Below are 19,740 nucleotides of genomic sequence, written 5' to 3' on the forward strand. Positions count from 1 at the left end.
ACGAGTTAGCTTTCCGCATCCAGTACGAGGCGTACTTTTTTGGCGAGAGTCGACTGCGTCAACGGCTTCTGGATGAAGGCGTCCTTGGAGGTTTCAATTCCCTGGCGGACCACGGCATCATCCATGTAGCCGCTCATGTAGAGTACGCGCACGTTCGGCCGTAGCTTGCGAACCGCATCGGCCAGCATTCGACCACCCAGTTCCGGCATCACCACATCGGTCAGAAGTAAATCGATTGTCCCCGGATAACTCTCGGCCATTTCAATAGCTGTTCGACCGGAATCGGCCTGGAGAATTTTGTAGCCGAGCATCGAGAGTGCCGTCGTGGTCAGCCGTCGCACGGCTTCCTCGTCTTCGGCGAGCAGGATGGTTTCCTGGCCGCGCGGTACCCCGTGGTTATCGACGGAATTTTCCTGGGAGTCCGTTTTTGAGATTCTCGGGAAAAGGATTTTGAATTGAGTGCCAAAACCGACTTTGCTTTCGACCTCAATCGCTCCCCCGGCCTGATGGATGATGCCGTAGACCATGGCGAGTCCCAGCCCGGTTCCTTTCCCCAGCCCCTTGGTAGTGAAAAAGGGCTCGAAAATTCGCTTTTTCACTTCATCGCTCATGCCGACGCCGGTGTCGGAAACCGAGAGTTGAACGTAGGATCCCGGCGGGCATTCCATGGCCAGGTTGAAAGCACTGTCTTCGATTTCCAGATGAGCCGTCTCGATTGTCAGGCGGCCCCCCTCCGGCATGGCATCGCGAGCATTCACGGCCAGGTTCATCAAAACCTGTTCCAACTGCCCGGGATCGATTTTGACCAGCGAAGTCTTGGAGTCGAGATGGCTTTCCAGTCGGATATCTTCGCCGATGAGTCTTCGCAGCAGGCGGCTGACGGAATCGACGACTTGATTCAGATCCAGGATCTTGGGCTCTATTATGGCCTTACGGCTGAAAGCCAGGAGCTGGGCCGTCAGTCCCGCGGCACGTTCCCCGGCATCGCGAATGGCGGCAAGCGGTTCGCGACCCATGGAGGAACCGGGGTATTCCTCTAGCAGTATTTCGCTGAAGCCGTTGATGACAGTTAGCAGATTATTGAAATCGTGGGCGATGCCGCCCGCCAGTCGGCCGACGGCTTCCATTTTCTGCGCCTGCTGAAACTGCTCTTCGAGCCGTTTGCGCGAGGAGATATCGCGAATGACGCAGGTGAAATGCAATTCTCCATCCAGTTGAAAATGCGTCAGGGTGATTTCGACCGGGAACTGCAGGCCATCTTTGCGGTGGGCCTGTAATTCCCGATTGACGCCGAGCGATTTTTCCGTTCGGGGGGGCCGGCCGTCGAGGGTGAAGATTTCGGCTTCAAGGGCTTCGGGAATGAATTCGCGGAGATGTTTGCCGATGACTTCCTGCTGACCATAACCGAAAAGCCGCGTGAATGAGGCATTGACGGTATGGATGGTCCCCCAGGCATCGATGGTGATAATCGCATCGCTCACGCTCATTTGCACGGAATGGAGCAGATCGAGCGTCCGCTCCCGTTCCGAGAGATCGGTGAGAGCGACTACGTAGGAATCGTTCACTGGATCGGGCAGGGGGGACCCGACGGAATGAACGAGGACCGACCGGCCATCCCGGCGAACGATGCGGATCTCGATGCCATTCAAAGATTCCCCGGTGTTTCGCATCAGGGAAATTCGATGGGAGATCAAATCTCTGTGTTCGGTATGAACGATGCTCAGCGGATCCACACCCAGGAGTTGATCTTCATTTTGGGCGCCCATGAGTTTCACGAACGCGGGATTGCAGAAATTGATTTTCCCGTTGGAATGAGTGAATAGGGCATCGGGCAGCACATCGACCAGCCGACGGTATTTCTCTTCGCTGTCCCGGATGAGCCTTTCGCTGCGCTTGCGGTCGGTGATGTTCACTGTGACGTTGGCATACCAACCCGGTCTTCCGGTGGCGTCCCGAATCAGAAAAATGGAACGGAAGACATCGATACTGGCTCCCGTGTGCAGATTTTTCATCTGCATTTCCCCTTCCCAGAGGCCATTTTCCAAGGCGGTCGGGATAACCGTTTGCCTCATGAACTCCCGCCAGGGCGGGTCGAGATAATCCGAGAAATGGAGGTTGGAGATATCGTCGTGTTCGCCGAGCCCCACCATGCGGCGACCCCCGGCATTGATGAAAGTGATTTTCCCATTCAGATCGGCAATGGAAATAAACTCCTTGCTATGCTGAATGAGCGAGATCAACTTCTGCTGTTCGACTTCGGCCTGCTTGCGTTCGGTAATATCTGTGACGACACCGTGCCAGAGAGTACTGCCGTCTTCCTGCAGCGTCGGCATCGATCGCGATTCGACCCAGATTTCCCCGCGTTTGGGATTGTTAGCGCGGAACTGTCCGAACCAGGGCGTTAAAGTTCGCGAAGATTTGGTGAGGCTTTCCGGTATCCACTCCAGATCGTTCGGGTGAAAAATCGCAAAGAACGGATCGGCATTATCTTTGACCTGATCGTGGCTGAGGCCGAAGATATTTTCAAACCCGGGACTGACATAAGGGAGAGAGGCTTTACCTTCCTGGGAGATGCGGAACGAGACCAGTGCGCCGGGGACGCTCCTGGCAATTTTCAGGAATCGATCTCGCTCTTCGCGAAGTTCATTGAGGGCCTGTTTGAGATCTTCGATGTCGGTGCAGGTGCCGTACCAGCCTTCTATCTGTCCGTAATTGTCGTGGATCGGTACCTGTCGCGCGATGTGCCAGCGATACAGCTTATCTTTGCGGAGAAGGCGAAACTCGAGATCCTGGGGTGTGACGGAGTGGATGGTCTGTTGCCAGAGTTCCAGAGTTCGCGAACGATCATCGGGATGCACCAGATTCGTCCAGGCCCAGCCCAGCAGTTCGCTGCTCTTTAACCCAAAGTACTCTTCCGCCCGTTTGTTGAAGCTGTTGACGGCACCATCCGACCGAGCTTCCCAGACAATTTGAGGTATGGCATCGGCCAGTTCGCGGAAGCGCTTCTCGCTTTTGCGTAAAGCGTCCTCGGCCAGTTTGCGTTCCGTTATATCCTGATCGACGCCTTCGATGCGGATGAGTTTGCCATCCTTATCTCGGATGGCTCGCGCATGGTACTGAACCCAGAGTTGGTTGCCGTCGGGATGCACCAGCCGGACATCTTCGACGATTTCGTCGAGACCTTCGTGAAGCTTTTGCAGGGATTGTCGCATTCTCGTCCGGTCTTCCGGATGCACTGAATCGAGAAGCGTTTCCATCGTGCATTTCGACAGATCATCCAGACCGTACAGCTCGAACATGACATCGGAAAATTCGGTGATCTCGTCTTTCAGCGGATCGTAGTGCCAGGAGCCGATGCGGGCCATCTCCTGGGCTTCCGACAACCGGGCTTCGCTTTGAATCAGCGCGGCCTCGGTTTTTTTGCGCTGCGTGATGTCCTCGACGACGGTGATGAAGTAAAGCGGTTCTCCTTCCTCCGATCGCCGGAGAGAAACAGTCGTGTTGACCCAGGTGCACGAGCCGTTTTTGCGAACGTACCTTTTTTCGAGTTGATAATTGGCAATCTCCCCCGCGAGCAGCTGTCGGCCGCGAGACAGATCCACGGGAAGATCTTCCGGGTGGGTAATCTCCTGAAAGTTCTTCTGCAGCAGCTCCTCACGGGAATAATCGGTGATTTCGCAGAAACGCTGATTCACCCGCAGCCATCGACCTTCGGGAGAGACATGGGTGATGCCCACGGCGGCCTGTTCGAATGTTACCCGGAATTGCTCGGCGGTTTCGCGAAGAGCGATTTCCACTGCTTTCCGCCGATTGATATCTTCAATCACGGATATCATGTAGAGCGGTTCGCCCGATTCGGAACGCTGCAAGGAGCCCGTCCGGTTCACCCAGATGTGGGTGCCGTCCTTACGGATATAGCGTTTTTCAATTTGCGCCGATTTGACTTTTCCTTCCCGGATCGCGCAAACCTGCTTCATATCCTCTTCGAGATCGTCCGGGTGAGTGATGTCCCGAAAATTAAATTGCATCATTTCTTCGCGGGAATAACCGGTGATTTCCAAAAGCCGGTCGTTCACTTTGATCCAGTTCCCCGACAGCGAGACGTGCGCCAAGCCCACAGCGGCCTGCTCGAAAGTGCTGCGAAAAAGGAGCTCCGCCTGACGAAGTGCGGCCGAAGCCCGTTCCGCCTCTTTTTTGAGGGCGTGCGTGGCCAGGGCGTGCTTGACGGAAGGAACCAGCCGGCCCAGACGGTCTTTCAGCAGATAGTCGAAAGCCCCTTTTTTGATGATCGAGACGGCGGCTTCTTCCCCGATGGAGCCGGATACCAGAATGAATGGAATGTCCCGATTCACTTCCTGAAGAACTTCGAGAGCCCGATAACTGTCGAATTGAGGCAGATTCCAGTCGCACAGAACCACGTCCGGACCTTTGGCCAATTCGTCGCGAAACTCCACTTCGGTCTGCACCACCGAGCTTTCAAAATTCAATCCGCCGCGGCGCAGTTCGTAATTGATCAGCTTGGCGTCCTGCGCGTTATCTTCCACCAATAAAATTTTGAGTGGGGATTCAAGCATCCGAAATAATCTCCGCAGGGGGCATTTTGTTGACGATTAACCAGTAGAGTCCCAGTTGCCGTACCACCTCTGTGAACTGATCGAAATCGACCGGTTTTTGAATGTAGCTATTCACACCGAGTTTGTAACTTTCGATTAAATCTTTGTCTTCTTTCGAAGAAGTCATCACCACCACGGGAATTATCTGAGTTCGGGGATCGGCTTTAATCTGTCGTAAAATTTCATGTCCGTCGACCAGAGGGAGTTTCAAATCGAGCAGGATGACCTTGGGTAAGTGAGTGGCTTCGCGCTGAGCGAAAATCCCTTTGCAGAAGATATAATCCAGCGCCTCCGCACCATCGCGAAGTACTTGAACGTTATTCGCCAAGTTAGATTTTTGAAAGGCGTACAGCGCAAGTTTCACATCATTGGGATTGTCTTCGATCAGCAGGATTTCAATCGGCTGTGACATGAGAGCGGGCCCCTTCTAATGGGAGAGAGAAATAGAAAGTCGCACCATCATTAATAGTCGCCTCGGCCCAAACCCTGCCACTATGGCGGTTTATGATGCGCTGTACTATGGCTAGACCTACACCCGTGCCTTCGTAGTCCTCCTGACGATGCAATCGCTGAAATACGCCAAAAAGTTTGTGAGCGTATCTCATGTCAAAACCTACACCATTATCTTTAATAAAGTAGACATTTTCCATTTCATTCTCAATCTCCCCCACTGTAATTTCCGGCGAGGCTTTTTTGCCGGTGAATTTCAGGGCATTAGCAAGCAAATTCAACAAGACTTGTTTAAGCAGCGAGCGATCCGCATAAAACTCGGTTAAGGGTTCAATTTTGAAATTAATCTGTTGATCCGGCCTATTTTTAATTAATTCCTCAAAGCACTCGCGAACAAATTCGTGCGCCGGCAGCAATTGCTTTCTGATCGAATGGCGGTTCAAGCGGGAGAAGGCGAGCAGGTCGTCGATCAAGCGGCCCATCTGTTGAGTATTGGCTCGGATGTCCTGGATGAATTCGCGAGCGGGATCCGGCAGTTGAGCCAAATAGTCTTCCTGAAGAATCCGGGAGTAGCCATCGATGGCTCGGAGCGGAGCGCGAAGATCGTGGGAGACAGAGTAGGAGAAGGATTCCAATTCTTTATTGGTCGCTTCAACTTCGGCCGCTTTTCGGACGAGATTCGCATTCAGCCTTCGAATATCCTCCTCCTTTTGCTTCATCTCCGTGATGTCCCAATTGGTCCCGATCATTCGTTCCGCCCGCCCGGAGCTCTCTCTGTAAATCTTGCCGTGCGCGCGGATGTGATGCACCGAGTGGTCGGGCCAGAGAACGCGAAATTCGGTATTAAAATCTTTCTCGCCGCGGATGGCTTCCTGAATCTCCCGATTTCCGCGGTCCCTATCCTGGGGATGGACGCCGTTCAACCAGGCGCGATAGGCTCCCTGGAACTGCTCCTTGGCGATTCCGTAGAGGGCATACATGGACTCATCCCAATCCAATCGGTCCTCGAGCAGGTTCCAGTCCCAGATACCCACTTTTCCTGCATGGGTCGCCAGGAGTAACCGTTCGGAGATGCGTTGAACTTCCGCTTCCGCTCGACGAACGACCGTGACATCCTGAGCGGTGCCGCGCAGCCGGATAATCTTTCCGGTCGCATCTCTTTGGGCTTCGCCTTTGGCAACCAGAACCCCTGGGGAACCGTCGGGTCGGAGGAATTCCAGATCGAGTTCGTAACCCACCCCCTCAGTAAAAGCCGTGTTTACCGCCTCCGTGATTCTCTTCCAGCTGGCGGGGGAGAAGTATTTTTCCTGCTCCTCGAAGGAGGGGGGGGCTTTCTGAGAGTCCAAACCGAAGATCCGGTAGAGTTCCGGAGTCCACTGGATCAGATTCTCCGACTGTAACCAACTCCAACTACCCAGGTGGGCCAGCCGCTGAGCTTCATCCAGTTCCTGGGTTCGTTCCCTAACTCGTAGCTCGAGATTGGCGTTGAGTTCGCGAATCTCTGCTTCCGCCATTTTTCGCTCGTGGATATCGGTGATGGAGCCTGCCATATAGGCCGGACCTTCACCCGGTTGGCGATCCGACTTGCCGCGGGAACGGAACCAGCGGTATTCGCCCGAGCGGTGCCGCAGCCGAATTTCGATGTCGTACTCGGCTCCAGTCTCCTGATGGGCCCGGACGGCCGCAAACATTTTTTCGACATCGTCGGGATGCAACCGTTCCAGAAAAGTATCGAAATGATGGGGTAGTTCTTCGCCGGCATGGCCCAGCAACTCGCACCAGCGCGGCGACATATAAACGTTTGGCGTACCCAACTCCCAGTCCCAGATGCCATCGTTTACCCCTCGGATGACGCGCGCATGACGGGCCTCGCTGGCCCGCAGTGAGTCTTCGGCCCGTTTACGGTCGTCGATATCCAGGACGAAGGCGGCCAGGCCGTCCCCCGTGGGAAACAGTCGAATGTCCACCCATCGTTCGGCAATAGGTGAAAAGGTGATGAAGTTTACGTTAATCTGTTCGGTCATCGCTTTGCGATAGGCTTGCTCCATCCAGGTGCCCACAAGCTTCGCAAAAACTTCCCAGAATCTATTTCCCAGCATCTGTTCGCGATTAAATTTAAAAAGGTTTTCGCACGCATCATTGACGAAAGTGAAGCGATATTCTCGATCGAGGGTGAAGCAGGCCTCGGACATGCCTTTGACAAGTTCCGCCAGTCGGCGATCCGAAGAATTTAATTGTAATTCCCAGTCTTGCAACTGAGCTTCAAAGCGCTTGCGATCGGTGAGATCGCGGAAAAACGCCACAAATCGCCCCCCCGATTCGGGCCAGTAGCGAACCGTAACCTCGACGGGCCAGATTTTTCCCTCTTTAGTTCGATGAAAGGTGTTGAAGCGATCGTACCCCTGTTTTCGAATGTTCTCAATATGCTGAGCCATCTCGTCGGAGTTCTCTTTAGCTTCGAGCTGACTGGGGGGCATCGCCAGGAGTTCTTCCCGGCTATAACCGGAAAGGCGAACATAGGCATCGTTGACATCTAAAAAGCGACTCTGGTTGTCGATCAGCCAGAAGCCGTCTGGTGAAGTCTCGACTAAAGATCGATAGAAGGATTTAAACTCGAATGGAGTCTCCGAGCTTTTAGGAATTGATGGCGAAAGTTCTGAGTCGTCGCCCACTTTGGCCGCTTCGCGAGTTCGGAACTGCAGGGAAATGACGTCGGAAGTTAATTGGCGGAGGCTCACGAAGATCTGCTTCGTGGTATTCGTGCGGCGCTGATAGGAGAATTCGGCTTCCTGGCGGTCTTTCGAATTGCGGAATTCTTCGAAGATGGCCGTCATTCCTGGCAACTGCGTAGGGAGCGGTTGTCCGACGGCCTGACTTTCGGAAATGCCAAAGAGTTGCTGGGCCGCGCGGTTCCAACTCAAGATCGAGCCGGAATCGGAAACCAAAACCACACCCAGATCGGTGAGGGAAGCGACCAGTTGGCTGAATAAATCCGGAGAAACAGAGTCCCTAATTGAGGTGGACTTCGGCATAAATCGCAGGCTCGCGAATAGAGTTTTTGCGATCCAGGGAGAGATTGCTTATAGTTTATATAGTTCAAATAATCGAATTCGTCGAAATCCTTTTACGGCAATAATTTACGGAAACAAACCAGTCCAAATTCAGTGCTATTTATTAATGGATGATTTACCAGAGTTTATGCAACGAGTGGCCGAAAATATCAAATTAATATTTTGCTTAAAAAACCGAGAGCTAATTCGGCACTATACTTGCAATTCAGGGTCGAAAGCAGCCCTGCGATCCTGTTCGCCAAACGGCCCCCGAACCTTCGCATGGGATATCGAGCATAATGCGACCTCCGCGAGTCCTCTTGTTTCTGCTCCTGTTAATAATTGCGATTTTGCTCCTGGGAGTAGGACAATCCCTGCTTCCTCTCAAGCAACCGGACTTTCTCGCGTTGCTTCTTTCGATGCTGGGGGGCGCGGTTCTCACCTCGGCTTTTTTCATTTTCTTTCGAACTGGCAACTCACTTAGCGCTTCCGGAGTAACGGTGACCGATCTGCGAGCCGAGATTGGTCTGGAATTGAACCGAAATGCCTCGCTTCCGGAGATTCTCAAATCCTGTTCCGAAGCGATTTTGAAACATTGCTCGGCCTCATTCGTGCGCATCTGGACTTTGAATGAAGCGGAGCAGATGCTGGAATTGCAGAGCAGCGTCGGCCGCTACACTCATCTCGACGGGATGCATGCCCGAATTCCGGTGGGGAACTTTAAAATCGGTGAGATCGCCCGAGATCGGCAGTCTTTACTTACCAACGAGCTGGCAAATAGCGAAAAAATCAGCGATCCGGAATGGGCTCGCCGCGAGGGCATGGTCGCATTTGCCGGTCATCCCTTGATCTATGGCGATTCGCTGGTGGGCGTGCTGGGACTGTTCGCTCAACGCGCACTTTCACCTTCGATTCTCAATGAATTAAAGGTGGCCGCCGATGCCCTGGCGCTGGGGATTTCCCGAAAGCGGGCCGAGAACCTCTTAAAGCAGGGAGAAGCTCGCATCCGGGCGATTATCGATGCCGCTCTGGATTGCATCATTACAGTCGACAAAAAGGGAAGAGTGATCGAATTCAACCCGGCCGCGGAAAAGACCTTCGGCTACAGTCGGGAAGAAATTCTGGGGAAGGATTTCAGCGAAATCATCATTCCCACGTCGCATCGCCAACAGCATCAGGCGGGTATGAATCGCTTCCTGCTGACGGGAACATCGCACATCCTTCGTCAGCGTCTCTACGATGTTCTGCCGGCTATTCGTAAAAACGGAGAAAGCTTCCCCACGGAATTGACTGTGGTGCCGCTCGAACTGGAGGGAGAGCCGATTTTCATTGGCTTTCTGCGCGACATCACCGATCAAAAAATTGCCGCCTCAAAGCAGGCCGCCGCGGAAGCCGATCTGCAGAATGCCATCATTCAAGCGGAAAATGCCAACCAGACCAAGAACCTCTTCCTGGCCAATATGAGCCACGAATTTCGGACACCTATGGGGGCCATCGTCGGCTATGCGGAGATGCTGCTGTCGCCCAAATTGAATGCCACGGAACGGGTTCAGATTATTCGCGGCATAAGTCGAAACGGCCGGCACATGCTGTCGCTGATCAACGACATTCTGGATTTGACCAAGATCGAAGCGGGCAAGATGCGGCTGGAACTGATTCCGTGCCGGCTCTGGCGGATTATCGGCGAAGCTGTGTCAGTTGCGGAAGTGCAGGCGGAAGAGAAGAAGATTACACTCAACGTCTCGCAGACCGGCCAATTACCCCGGTCCATGACCTCCGACCCGACCCGGTTGCGGCAGATTCTGGATAATCTGCTCTCCAATGCGGTGAAGTTCACTCCGCAACGCGGTTCCATCAATCTCCGCATCGGTCTGGCCAGCGCTTCCGAAGACCGGACCCATCTGTGCATCGAAGTCGAGGATCAAGGTGTCGGTATGTCGAAAGAGGTGATCGATCGCCTTTTCGAACCCTTCGTACAAGCCGATGCCTCGACCACGCGTCGCTTCGGGGGTACCGGGCTGGGTCTGAGCATCTGCCAGCGTCTGGTGGTGGCGTTGCGCGGCCGGATTGAAGTCACCAGTCAGCCGAGCAAAGGATCGAAATTCACTGTCTTTCTGCCGGTCGATAAAGCCGATCTCGACGATCTGGTCGACGAGGAAACTGCGGCACGCGACACCCACCCGGCCGCGCTGCGGGCGACTGCCAAAGGAACCTCGCAGTTTCGGAGTCGTTTGCGGGTGCTGGTCGCCGAGGACAACCCCGATAATCAGAACATTATCCGGTTCTTTCTGCAGCAGGCGGGTCTGAGCGTCGAACTCGCCGAGAATGGCGAAAAAGCTGTGAATGCCGCGTTCAATGGTCAGTTTGATTTCGTGCTGATGGATATGCAGATGCCGCATATGGATGGCTATGCCGCCGCCAGCCTGCTACGACAGAAAGGCTACAAAAAGCCGATTATCGCGCTGACGGCCCATGCCATGGCGGGCGATGAGGAAAAATGCAAAGCGGCCGGCTGCGATGGCTATCTCACCAAACCTCTCGACATCGAAAGGCTAGTCAAGCTCCTAGGACGATTGTCACGTAAGGAAGGGCAGAATAACGATGCGTTACCCAGCCCGTCGCGAATTGTAGTCCCGTCTCCCGAGCAAGTGAGCGAATCGGCTAAACTGGATTTGAAATCTCTCCGCGATACCTACATTGCCTCGCTGATGTTCAAGATCAAGGAATTTAAGAAGGGGTTGGAAGAAGAGGATCGCAAGCTGATCGGCGATGCGGCTCACCGCCTTCGCGGCTCGGCCGCTATGTACGACTTGCAGGACGTTTCTGAAACCGCCGGGTTAATCGAAGACGCCAATCGCGAAGGAAGGGAATTCGATCTGCTCGGAGATCTGATTGCGGAGCTGGAGACGGTGTGCCAGCAGGCTTTGCGGGCGCCAGCACAATAAGGCGTTTCTGCGATTGCAGATTCTTGTTGAGATTGCGAAGTACACCGCTCCAGCCCTTGGGGAATTGGCCCGCCTCGGCGAGGATACAGATGCCGTCGGTATACTGATCGAGCAGTTCCAGGAAGGCGGGCTGGGTGGTATCCGGTCCGAGGATCAGTACCAGCGAGTAATTTTTTCGCGCCTTTTCGAACCAACTTTGGGCTTCCGGTGTCGCCAATCCGTCCGCGTGGATATCGGCCGGCATCTGAACGACGCTGAATTCCGTTTCCGAGGCCCAATCCTCCTTCTGTATTTCAATCGAAGGACGGCAATCCAAAAGCAGAATATTCTCTTTGCGGGCTGTCAGGACCGTAGCGAGATTTCGTACCAGATCTCGGGTAACTTGCAGGCCCGGATGGCTGGTCCAAAGCAGGCTGACGCCGTACTCGGGCAGCCAACGACGTACCGAGGTCGCCAGCCGTCGAGTGCTATCCAGGCCCAAAGTATCAAGTTGAGTGAGTTGATCGATCCCGGAACTCAAAGTCAGAAACTGACCTTCCCGGTAGAGGAGGAGTATCTGTTCACCCAGGATTGAGCCCATGCCGATCATCATTGTGACGCCGAAGCCGATGATCAGCCAGATTTTCTTGCTGGAGGCAACGGGGTAGGGGCTACTGATGGCGGGCAGAATAACAGTGAACTCACAGGATTTCTGCTCGCGCAGCCGTTGGAAGAGGGCGACCTGCTCGGCCAGGCGATTCCGCTCGGTATCCAGCGACTCCATATCTTTCTGCAGGCTGTACGATTTGATCGAGAGGGCGCGCAGTTCCTCCTGCCTACGGTTCATCGCGGCCAGGCCTTTATCGACTTCGAACATTTCCTTCTGCAGGCCGATCAGTTGGAGATCGAATTCCAGCTTGCGGAAAAGCGTCTGCTGAATGATCGGCGAACCGGCACTCTTGGATTTGCCTTTGGGAACGACAATCGCATCGATGTTGGTCAGTTCCTCTTTCCACTTCTTGACGTTTTCCGTGTCGGTGAGCTTGGACGTGAGAATTTCCACGTTTTTGGCGGCTTCATCGAGTTCGACGCGAGAAACCGCGCCGGTGGCCCGCAGTTTGGCCAGCTGTTCGTATTCCCGACGTTTGACGGTCAATTCCGCGAGAAATTCCTGCCGTTTCTTCTCTTCTTCGATCAATTCGCGCAGCCGATCCTGCCGACGGCGATTGTCAGTAAGCGATTCCTGGGCCGCTTCGAATTTCTTGTCGCTTTCCTCTTCCTCTTCGGAACGCTTTTTAAAATCCTCGATCTCGCGGACCAATCGTTCCTTCTGAGCGATGACCGTTTGCTCGGTCCGACTGGCGTGAGTTTTCGCTTCCCGCAAAGTGGCCATTTCGCGCTGGATCAGTTCCATTTCCGACTTGGAATCTCCCAGGTTATTGCTTTTCAAAAACGCGTCGAAGGCTTCGCTCGCCTTACGGTACTTGTCGGCGCCTTCTTTCAAGCGGATTTCATAATCCTCCAGATACCGTCCCAGCCGTTCCATGCGCTGCTTCTGCAGCAGGTCGATGAAGTGCTGCATCAGACGATCGGTCATTTTCACGGCCACGTCCGACTCGGCCCATTGGAAGCTGATCGAAACGGTTTGAGTGGATTTCGGCGCGACGACTTTGAACAATTTGTCCAAAAGCGAAGTCGGTACGGTGAGCTGGAATTCTTCGATCAGGCTGGTAAGTACCGGCGTGGACTTGATGAGAGACACCTGCGTCTGCATGTCGGGGGGCGTGTAAAGACCCTTCTGGTTTTCGGGCACGGGCAACGGTGTATAGAGCAGGGTGCCGGAGGCTTCCCAGGTTTTTTTTCCGAGCAGAGCGCCCATGGCCAGGGCCATGCAGATGCCGATTCCGAAGGTGAGCAAAACCGATTTTATGCGCGTACGGACTGCCCGGATCACCAGATCAATGATCATACGGGGAGATATTAACGGCTTCTTTTTCGGGGTGGTTTCGGCCACTCCGGAAACTTCCACGGGCTCATGCTCTTTCATGTCACACACCAAAGTTTCGCTTCGAGCAAATCAACGGCCGGAGGGGGTTCCGACCGAATCGCCTCGGCCGTGAGGGTCGATTCGAGGATCTTCGCCACCCGGGAAGCAGTCGCTTCCCAAGTGTATTCCTCCACGAGCCTTCTTCGCGCGTTCTGCCGAATAATAGTGCGCATTGCGGGATGGTCGAATAATTCGTACAAACCCGCTTTCCAATCGGGCAGATTATTGGTCGAAACCAGCCGCCCGGCGTCGCCGTGATCCAGGATCAGAGGGATATCCCCCTGATCGGACGCCAGACAAACCGCCCCGGCGGCCATCGACTCCAGAATTTTTAACGGGCAGAAGTAAAAGTGTTTCAGCTGCCGGGCGTGCGGCGCTACCATCACATCCATCAGGCTCAGGTATTTGGCGGCCTCCTCGGGAGCCTGGCGACCAGTGAAGATCACCCGGGGGTTCTTCTGGGCCGCCTGCTTGAGCCGGGGCAGTTCGGGACCGCTGCCAATGAGTAGCCAGCTCAGATCTTCACGCTCGGTGGTGGCCTCGATCAGGTCCGCCAGCAAAGCGACACCGTGAAATCTTTGAAAAGTCCCTAGAAAACCGGCAACATTCGGAGTGGTAATCCCCAGTTTCTGTCTCTGTTCCCGGATTTGTTCATCGCTGGGAATTGCAAAATGGCTCAACTCGACACCATTGGATACGGCGTGCACCGGAACTTTTGTTCCGTAGTTGTCCAGAATGGTTTTGGCCGGGTGGCTGATAGTGATGGCGGCCCGGCTCTGTTTCAGGCCCCATTTTTCAATCGCTTCCAATAGTCCGGGGGGATGCCAGCGGTCCGAGCTGAAGCCGCGGCATTCGTAGGCCGCCGGGGCATCGACGTAGGTAACCAGGGGCACGCCGAGTTTCCGGGCGGCCCAGTGCATGGAGAATCGGTAGGGGTCGCTGCGGCAGAGAATCACATCGGGCCGGGCCGCTTGGACCGCCGCGAGATCTTTTTTTAACGAAGAAAAATTTGTTGCAATTCCTCGACCGAACCAGAGGCGAGTTTTGAGGCGAGAGAGGAAATTTTTGCGCTTACCCGCATTATTCGAGCTAAGTTCCCCTATCGAAGTGTTCCACGGTCCGTCCGATCCGTGAACTATAACTTCATGTCCGAGGGTGCGGAGGCGTTCGCTGATCGCCTGAACCATCTTGGCGGCCGGGTGGTGAGCTTCGGTCAGGTAGTGGCTGTATAAGACACGCATTTTGCACTCTCTTACGGGGTTTTTTAATTCGGGCATTGAATATGCAATGATAATGCCGAATCGAAAATCCCGAACTTTGTAACTCTACCGCAGGTCGTTATGATTGAGATCCCAACCCAAATCGAACGTCAATTAAAGATAGCATTTATTCTTCCCGGATTGGGAAGAGTTCATCGCGGAGCCGAAACGGCTTTCCTGGAATTAGCGAAAAGTCTCAATAAATTCGATGATTTGGACGTGCAATTATTTGGCGGCGGCAGTGATGTTCCCGCCGATTTGAAGATCCATACTATCCCGCTGGTGAATCGCGAGAAGTTCGAACGCTATCCCCGCTTTCCGATTTTTCGCAGCGAGAACGAGTATGAGGAATTCTCTTTCATTTCGAGTCTCATTTTGAGAAAACGCAAAGAGATCCAATCTTTCGACGCGGCCATCCACTGTTCTTTTCCTTTTACCAACTGGTTTTTGCGAGCACTCGAGAAACGGGGAGGTCCCCGCTCAATTTTCATTACGCAAAATGGCGATTGGACCTGCCGGGCTGAGAGTCGGGAATATCGCACCTTCCATTGCTCCGGTTTGGTTTGCACCAAGCCGGAATTTTACGACCGGCATAAAGATCGCTACCGGACGGAGCTGATCCCCAACGGCGTCGATCCCACGATCTTCATCCCCCGCAAAGAAGATCCTTCTTTTATCAAAGATCCGCGAATTCCCGGCGGAATGCATACGGTTTTGATGGTCAGCGCCTTCATTCCTTCGAAGCGCGTACTCGATGGCATTCGCTCGGTCGCAGCGATCCCCAATGCATTTCTCGTGCTGGCCGGCGATGGCCCGCAGCGGGTGGAAGTGGCCAACCTCCTCAAGGAAGTTTTGCCGGGCCGTCATTTGATGCTGGGATCCGTACGCAAGGACGACATGCCGAAATGGTATCGCCAGGCCGACATTTTCCTGCACATGAGCCAGGATGAATCGTTCGGAATCGTCTATCTCGAAGCGGCGTCGAGCGGTTTGGCACAAGTCGTGCATCGTACGGAAAGCACCGAGTGGATTCTCGGGGATTCATCAATCTTTACCGATACTTCCAAAATCGAATCCGTCGCGGAGGGACTCCGCCAGTTGCTCGATCCCGAGACCCGTTCCCAAATGGGAACTCGGGCCCGGCAGCGAGTGCTCCAGGATTGGACCTGGGATATCCAAGCGGCTAAATATCGAAAATTTCTCTTCGAAACGGTACGAAAGGCGGACAAGTGGCATGCTCTCAGTCATAGTCGTCAACTTCAACACTCGCGAGTACCTTCGCAAATGTCTGACTTCGCTACGTGCTCATGAGCCGGGCGCTCAGCTGATCGTGGTCGACAACGCCAGTCGGGATGGTTCGGCGGAAATGGTGGCTCAGGATTTTCCTGATGTTGCTCTCTTCGCGGAAAAGAAAAACCTAGGCTTTGCTGCGGGCAACAATGTCGGCTTGAAAGCGGCCACAGGCGACTACGTGGTCCTGTTCAATTCCGATGCGGAACTTCGCGACGCCGCTCTGACCCAATGTGTCGCGGCCATGGAAGCCGACCCCAGTATCGGCGCGGTGCACCCGGCTCTCGAAGGGCCGGATGGTCTGCCGCAGATTGCCGAACATAATTTTCCCAGCCTGGGATCGATGTTTCGCGATGCCCTGCGACTGAAGAACAAGCGACCGGGCAGTCTGGAAAATCGCTGGCTGGCCGGCACCGCTCTGGTAATTCGCAAGAAAGCGCTGGATTCGATCGGCGGGAAGCTGGACGACAGCTACTTCATGTACTGGGAAGATGCCGATCTCTCCGCCAAGTTGAAAAAAGCCGGCTGGAAACTGGAATTAGTTCCCGGCGCCACCGTGAAACATCACGGCGGAGCCAGTGGCGGCGGAGCCGATACCGCTCGAAGGGCCGATCTGCACGCCTGGTTTTGCTATGGAAAACATCGCTGGTTTCGGTCCAACCGGCCCCGCTGGGAAGCGGCCGCGGTTTGGATGATGGACCTGGTGGATGTTCCCCGCAAGACTCTTCGGGGATTAGCCAAACATTCGGCCCGATACTCCGAATGGGCTCAGGCTAAAGTTACTGCTCAAGTTCTGTTCGGCTCGCTCACCGGAGCAAAACCACCGCTTCCTCGGGGAGCATAAGGAATACTCAATGACGACTACCCTCGCACGACGGAGTCCCAGAACGCGAACTCCGGGAACTTTTCAGGATCAGCTTCAGCTGAGCACGAAGCCCCGCATCGCCTATCTGGTCAATCAGTACCCGATGGTCAGCCATACTTTCATTCGACGCGAAATCGCCGAGTTGGAAAAGCGCGGCTATCAGATCGAGCGTGTCTCGCTTCGTTCCACCCTCGGTTCCATCGTCGATCCTGCCGATAAACTGGAAGCCGAGAAGACTTACAGCTGTCTCGCCGAATCTAAACTCAAACTGCTCGGTAGTGTGTTGACTTCCTGTGCGCTACACCCCTTGCGGACCCGACGTGCCCTGTGGGAAGCGGTTCGCTACGCCCGCAAGAACCCCAAAAATCTCGGTAAACATCTCGCCTATCTGGTAGAGGCCGTGCGACTGGTCGACGTTCTGAAAAGCAAAAAAATCGATCACGTTCACGTGCACTTCGGTACCAACGCCGCCACAGTTGCGGTGCTGATGAAACGGCTGGCGGATGTGAAATTCAGCATGACCGTGCACGGCTCCGCCGAGCTCGATTCGCCGCTGACGATCAATCTCCCGGCCAAGGTGGCGGAAGCTGAATTCACCGCTGCCATCAGCCACTACACCAAGGCGCAGCTGATGCGCTTCTGCGATCCGGTGTACTGGAAAAAGATTCACATCGTGCCTTGCACGGTCGATCAGTCTTTCCTCGCCGATCCGCAGCCGATTCCCGAGGGTTCCCGAAATCTCGTCTGCGTCGGCCGCCTGAGCCCCGAAAAAGGTCAGTTGTTGTTGCTCGAGGCTTTTGCAGAAGCCATTGGTGATGGCACACCCGGGAAACTGGTTCTGGTCGGCGACGGCCCGGTACGGTCGGAATTGGAAAAAAGAATTGTCGCTCTCGACCTGCAAAATCGGGTGGTTCTGGCCGGTTGGCAAAACGAATCTCAAATTCGCCAGCACGTCCGGGCTTCTCGCGCACTAGTATTGCCTAGCTTCTACGAAGGATTGCCGGTGGTACTGATGGAAGCGATGGCGATGGCCCGCCCCGTGCTGGCCACTCCGGTGGGGGGCATACCCGAACTGGTTAAGGACGGGGAAAATGGCTGGCTCATCCCGGCCGGAGATGCTCATGAATGGGCCAAAGGAATTCGCAATCTTCTGAAGCTCGAGGCCGACGAGTGCGACCGATTGGGCAAAAATGGACGACTGGCGGTGCAGGCCAAGCATGCCCCGGAAGTCGCGGGCGACCGAATCGAGAAGCTATTCGAACAACTTTTAAGTGAACGGGCTTAGACATGTGTGGAATTGCCGGAGCCTACGGAAAACTGAACGACAGGATTGTCGACGCGGTTCGAGTTGCTGATGCCACGCAGAAGCATCGCGGCCCCGACGATAACGGCTTTTGGCTGGATCAGTCGGCCGGGGTTGCGCTCGCGCATCGCCGGTTGTCGATTCTGGACCTCAGCCCGCTCGGTCATCAACCGATGATTCACCAGGCTTCCGGTACCGTTCTCATCTTCAATGGCGAAATTTATAACTACTGCGATCTGCGCGACGAGTTGCTTAGTGCGGGCCATACGTTTATCTCCCATTCCGACACGGAAGTTATCCTCAAAGCGTATGTTCAGTGGGGGCCCGATTGCATCAAACGGCTGGAGGGAATGTTCGCCCTCGCCGTCTGGAATCCGCAGCGACGGGAATTGCTGCTGGCGCGCGATCCTCTGGGTCAGAAACCGTTTTACTACACCTTCCTGCCTGATGGCGACGGCGGACAGGCGCTGCTGTTCTCCTCCGAATTGCGATCATTGCTCGCTTCGGGACTGGTCGAGCGCAAGCTGTCGCCAAGTGCCGTTTCCAACTACGTCTGGAATGGATTCGTTCCCGGCCCGGAAACAATCGTTAAGGGAGTCGTGCAACTGCCACCCGGGCATTTGATGATCTTCAAGGAAGGACAGAAAGAGCTTCCGAGTCCCCAGATGTATTGGACTCTGCCCCCGGCTGAAGAGGGAAAGATCGACCCGGTCGATGTCGAGCATCTTCTGAAAAAGGTTCTGAAAGAGCATCTGGCCACCGATGTACCGTTAGGTGTCTTCCTTTCGGGAGGAATCGACTCGTCCGCCATCGCCAAGATGGCTGTGGATGTGAGTTCTTCCCCGGTGATGACCTTTACCATCGGTTTTCACGACTCCAATCTGGATGAGACGGAGGCCGCGTCGAGAATTGCCGCGGCCCTGAATACCGATCACACCAATATTCAACTGCAAGGCAACGAGTTTTTGAGACTACTGCCCTCGGCCATGGAATCGCTCGATCAGCCGACGTTCGATGGTTTGAATTCTTATATCGTCAGTCGGGCTGTGCGTAAGGCCGGCCTGACCGTGGCTCTCGCTGGCACGGGCGGTGATGAACTGTTCGGCGGGTACCGCAGTTTTCGCGATATTCCCATGGCGAATCGCTGGGGCCGACGGCTCCGCTCGGTTCCCAAGCCGGTACGTAATTTCGTCGGGGCCCTTGCCAGTGGGCGCAGCCAGGAGATCCGGCCACAGACGCGCTGGGGGAAAGTGCAAAGCGTTATTGAGACCGGCGGCAATCTGCTATCGGTCTATCAGCTGGCCTATGGACTGTTCACGCCGGAGTTTGCGAATACTCTGCTGGGCAAGCGGCCGAATACCTCGAGTTTCCAGGGGTTGCCGAAAGATCGGTTTATCGATCTTTTGAAACAGGTTCAAAAAGAGTCTTCTCTGACGGCCGTGTCGCGGCTGGAGTTCTCGCTGTTTCTGGGTGACCGCTTATTGCGGGATACCGATGCCGCGAGCATGGCCAGTTCGCTGGAAGTGCGGTTGCCGCTGCTGGATCGGCGGGTCGTGGAAGCGGTGGGCAAGCTGTCTCCGGAAGATCGTTATTTCCCCTTGGGGCAAAAGGCGTTTCTACGCGAACGGATTTTGCGCGGGCTCGATCCCGCCTTGTTCGATTCGCCCAAGAAAGGTTTTGTGTTGCCCTTTGAAACCTGGTGTCGAGGACCTTTGAAGCCGTCCCTGGATGCCAGCTTCAACGAGGTGGATACTATCCGTTCCATTGGGCTCGATCCGGTACCGGTACAAAAGCTCTGGAAGGCTTTCCTCGATAATCAGCCGGGGCTCTACTGGTCGCGCATCTGGTCGTTGCACACGATTATCGACTGGTGCAAGCGACATCAAGTGACACTGTGAGCGGCAGCGAACTCTGAATTTTTGAAGATCCGTTTCAATTC

At 54.7% G+C, this 19,740-nt stretch carries 9 protein-coding genes; 5 read left to right on the top strand and 4 right to left on the bottom strand.

What is annotated here, in order from left to right; translation table 11 throughout:
• Positions 1-5: 5 nt before the first annotated feature.
• Genes KIH39_RS23975 through KIH39_RS23985 form a run of 3 tightly spaced genes read right to left on the bottom strand, consistent with a single transcriptional unit; the run spans position 6 to position 8,095 of the window.
• The gene (locus tag KIH39_RS23975; RefSeq protein ID WP_213496241.1) at positions 6-4,574 is read right to left on the bottom strand and encodes a PAS domain S-box protein; all 4,569 of its coding nucleotides are present in this window, start codon (positions 4,572-4,574) and stop codon (positions 6-8) included.
• Complete coding sequence (locus KIH39_RS23980) at positions 4,567-5,025, bottom strand: response regulator (RefSeq protein WP_213496243.1); 459 nt, start codon at positions 5,023-5,025, stop codon at positions 4,567-4,569. Before KIH39_RS23980 ends, KIH39_RS23975 begins: the two co-directional genes overlap by 8 nt.
• Positions 5,009-8,095, bottom strand: a complete 3,087-nt coding sequence (locus tag KIH39_RS23985) for a PAS domain S-box protein (protein WP_213496245.1) — start codon at positions 8,093-8,095, stop codon at positions 5,009-5,011. The genes KIH39_RS23980 and KIH39_RS23985 overlap by 17 nt, the downstream gene beginning before the upstream one ends.
• A 317-nt stretch (positions 8,096-8,412) precedes the next feature.
• Here KIH39_RS23985 and KIH39_RS23990 point away from each other — a divergent pair, with 317 nt between their 5' ends.
• Positions 8,413-11,058 carry a hybrid sensor histidine kinase/response regulator gene (locus tag KIH39_RS23990; RefSeq protein WP_213496247.1) on the top strand — a complete coding sequence of 882 codons (2,646 nt, stop codon included), beginning with the start codon at positions 8,413-8,415 and terminating at the stop codon, positions 11,056-11,058.
• 2,022 nt (positions 11,059-13,080) lie between these two features.
• On the opposite strand, the gene KIH39_RS23995 is transcribed toward KIH39_RS23990, so the two are convergent.
• Complete coding sequence (locus KIH39_RS23995; RefSeq protein ID WP_213496249.1) at positions 13,081-14,325, bottom strand: glycosyltransferase; 1,245 nt, start codon at positions 14,323-14,325, stop codon at positions 13,081-13,083.
• A gap of 99 nt (positions 14,326-14,424) precedes the next feature.
• Between KIH39_RS23995 and KIH39_RS24000 the strand changes: the two genes are divergently transcribed.
• From KIH39_RS24000 to asnB, 4 genes are read left to right on the top strand one after another with little or no spacing between them, the layout of a single operon-like run.
• A complete protein-coding gene (locus KIH39_RS24000) occupies positions 14,425-15,654 on the top strand; it encodes a glycosyltransferase family 4 protein (protein ID WP_213496250.1) in 1,230 nt (409 codons plus the stop codon).
• Positions 15,578-16,477 carry a glycosyltransferase family 2 protein gene (locus tag KIH39_RS24005; protein ID WP_213496252.1) on the top strand — a complete coding sequence of 300 codons (900 nt, stop codon included), beginning with the start codon at positions 15,578-15,580 and terminating at the stop codon, positions 16,475-16,477. Before KIH39_RS24000 ends, KIH39_RS24005 begins: the two co-directional genes overlap by 77 nt.
• A gap of 10 nt (positions 16,478-16,487) precedes the next feature.
• Positions 16,488-17,783: a glycosyltransferase family 4 protein gene (locus tag KIH39_RS24010; protein ID WP_213496254.1), complete on the top strand. Its 1,296-nt coding sequence runs from the start codon at positions 16,488-16,490 to the stop codon at positions 17,781-17,783.
• 2 nt (positions 17,784-17,785) lie between these two features.
• Complete coding sequence (gene asnB, locus KIH39_RS24015) at positions 17,786-19,699, top strand: asparagine synthase (glutamine-hydrolyzing) (protein ID WP_213496256.1); 1,914 nt, start codon at positions 17,786-17,788, stop codon at positions 19,697-19,699.
• Positions 19,700-19,740: the final 41 nt, after the last annotated feature.

The organism is Telmatocola sphagniphila, from assembly GCF_018398935.1.
Classification (GTDB): Bacteria; Planctomycetota; Planctomycetia; order Gemmatales; family Gemmataceae; genus Telmatocola; species Telmatocola sphagniphila.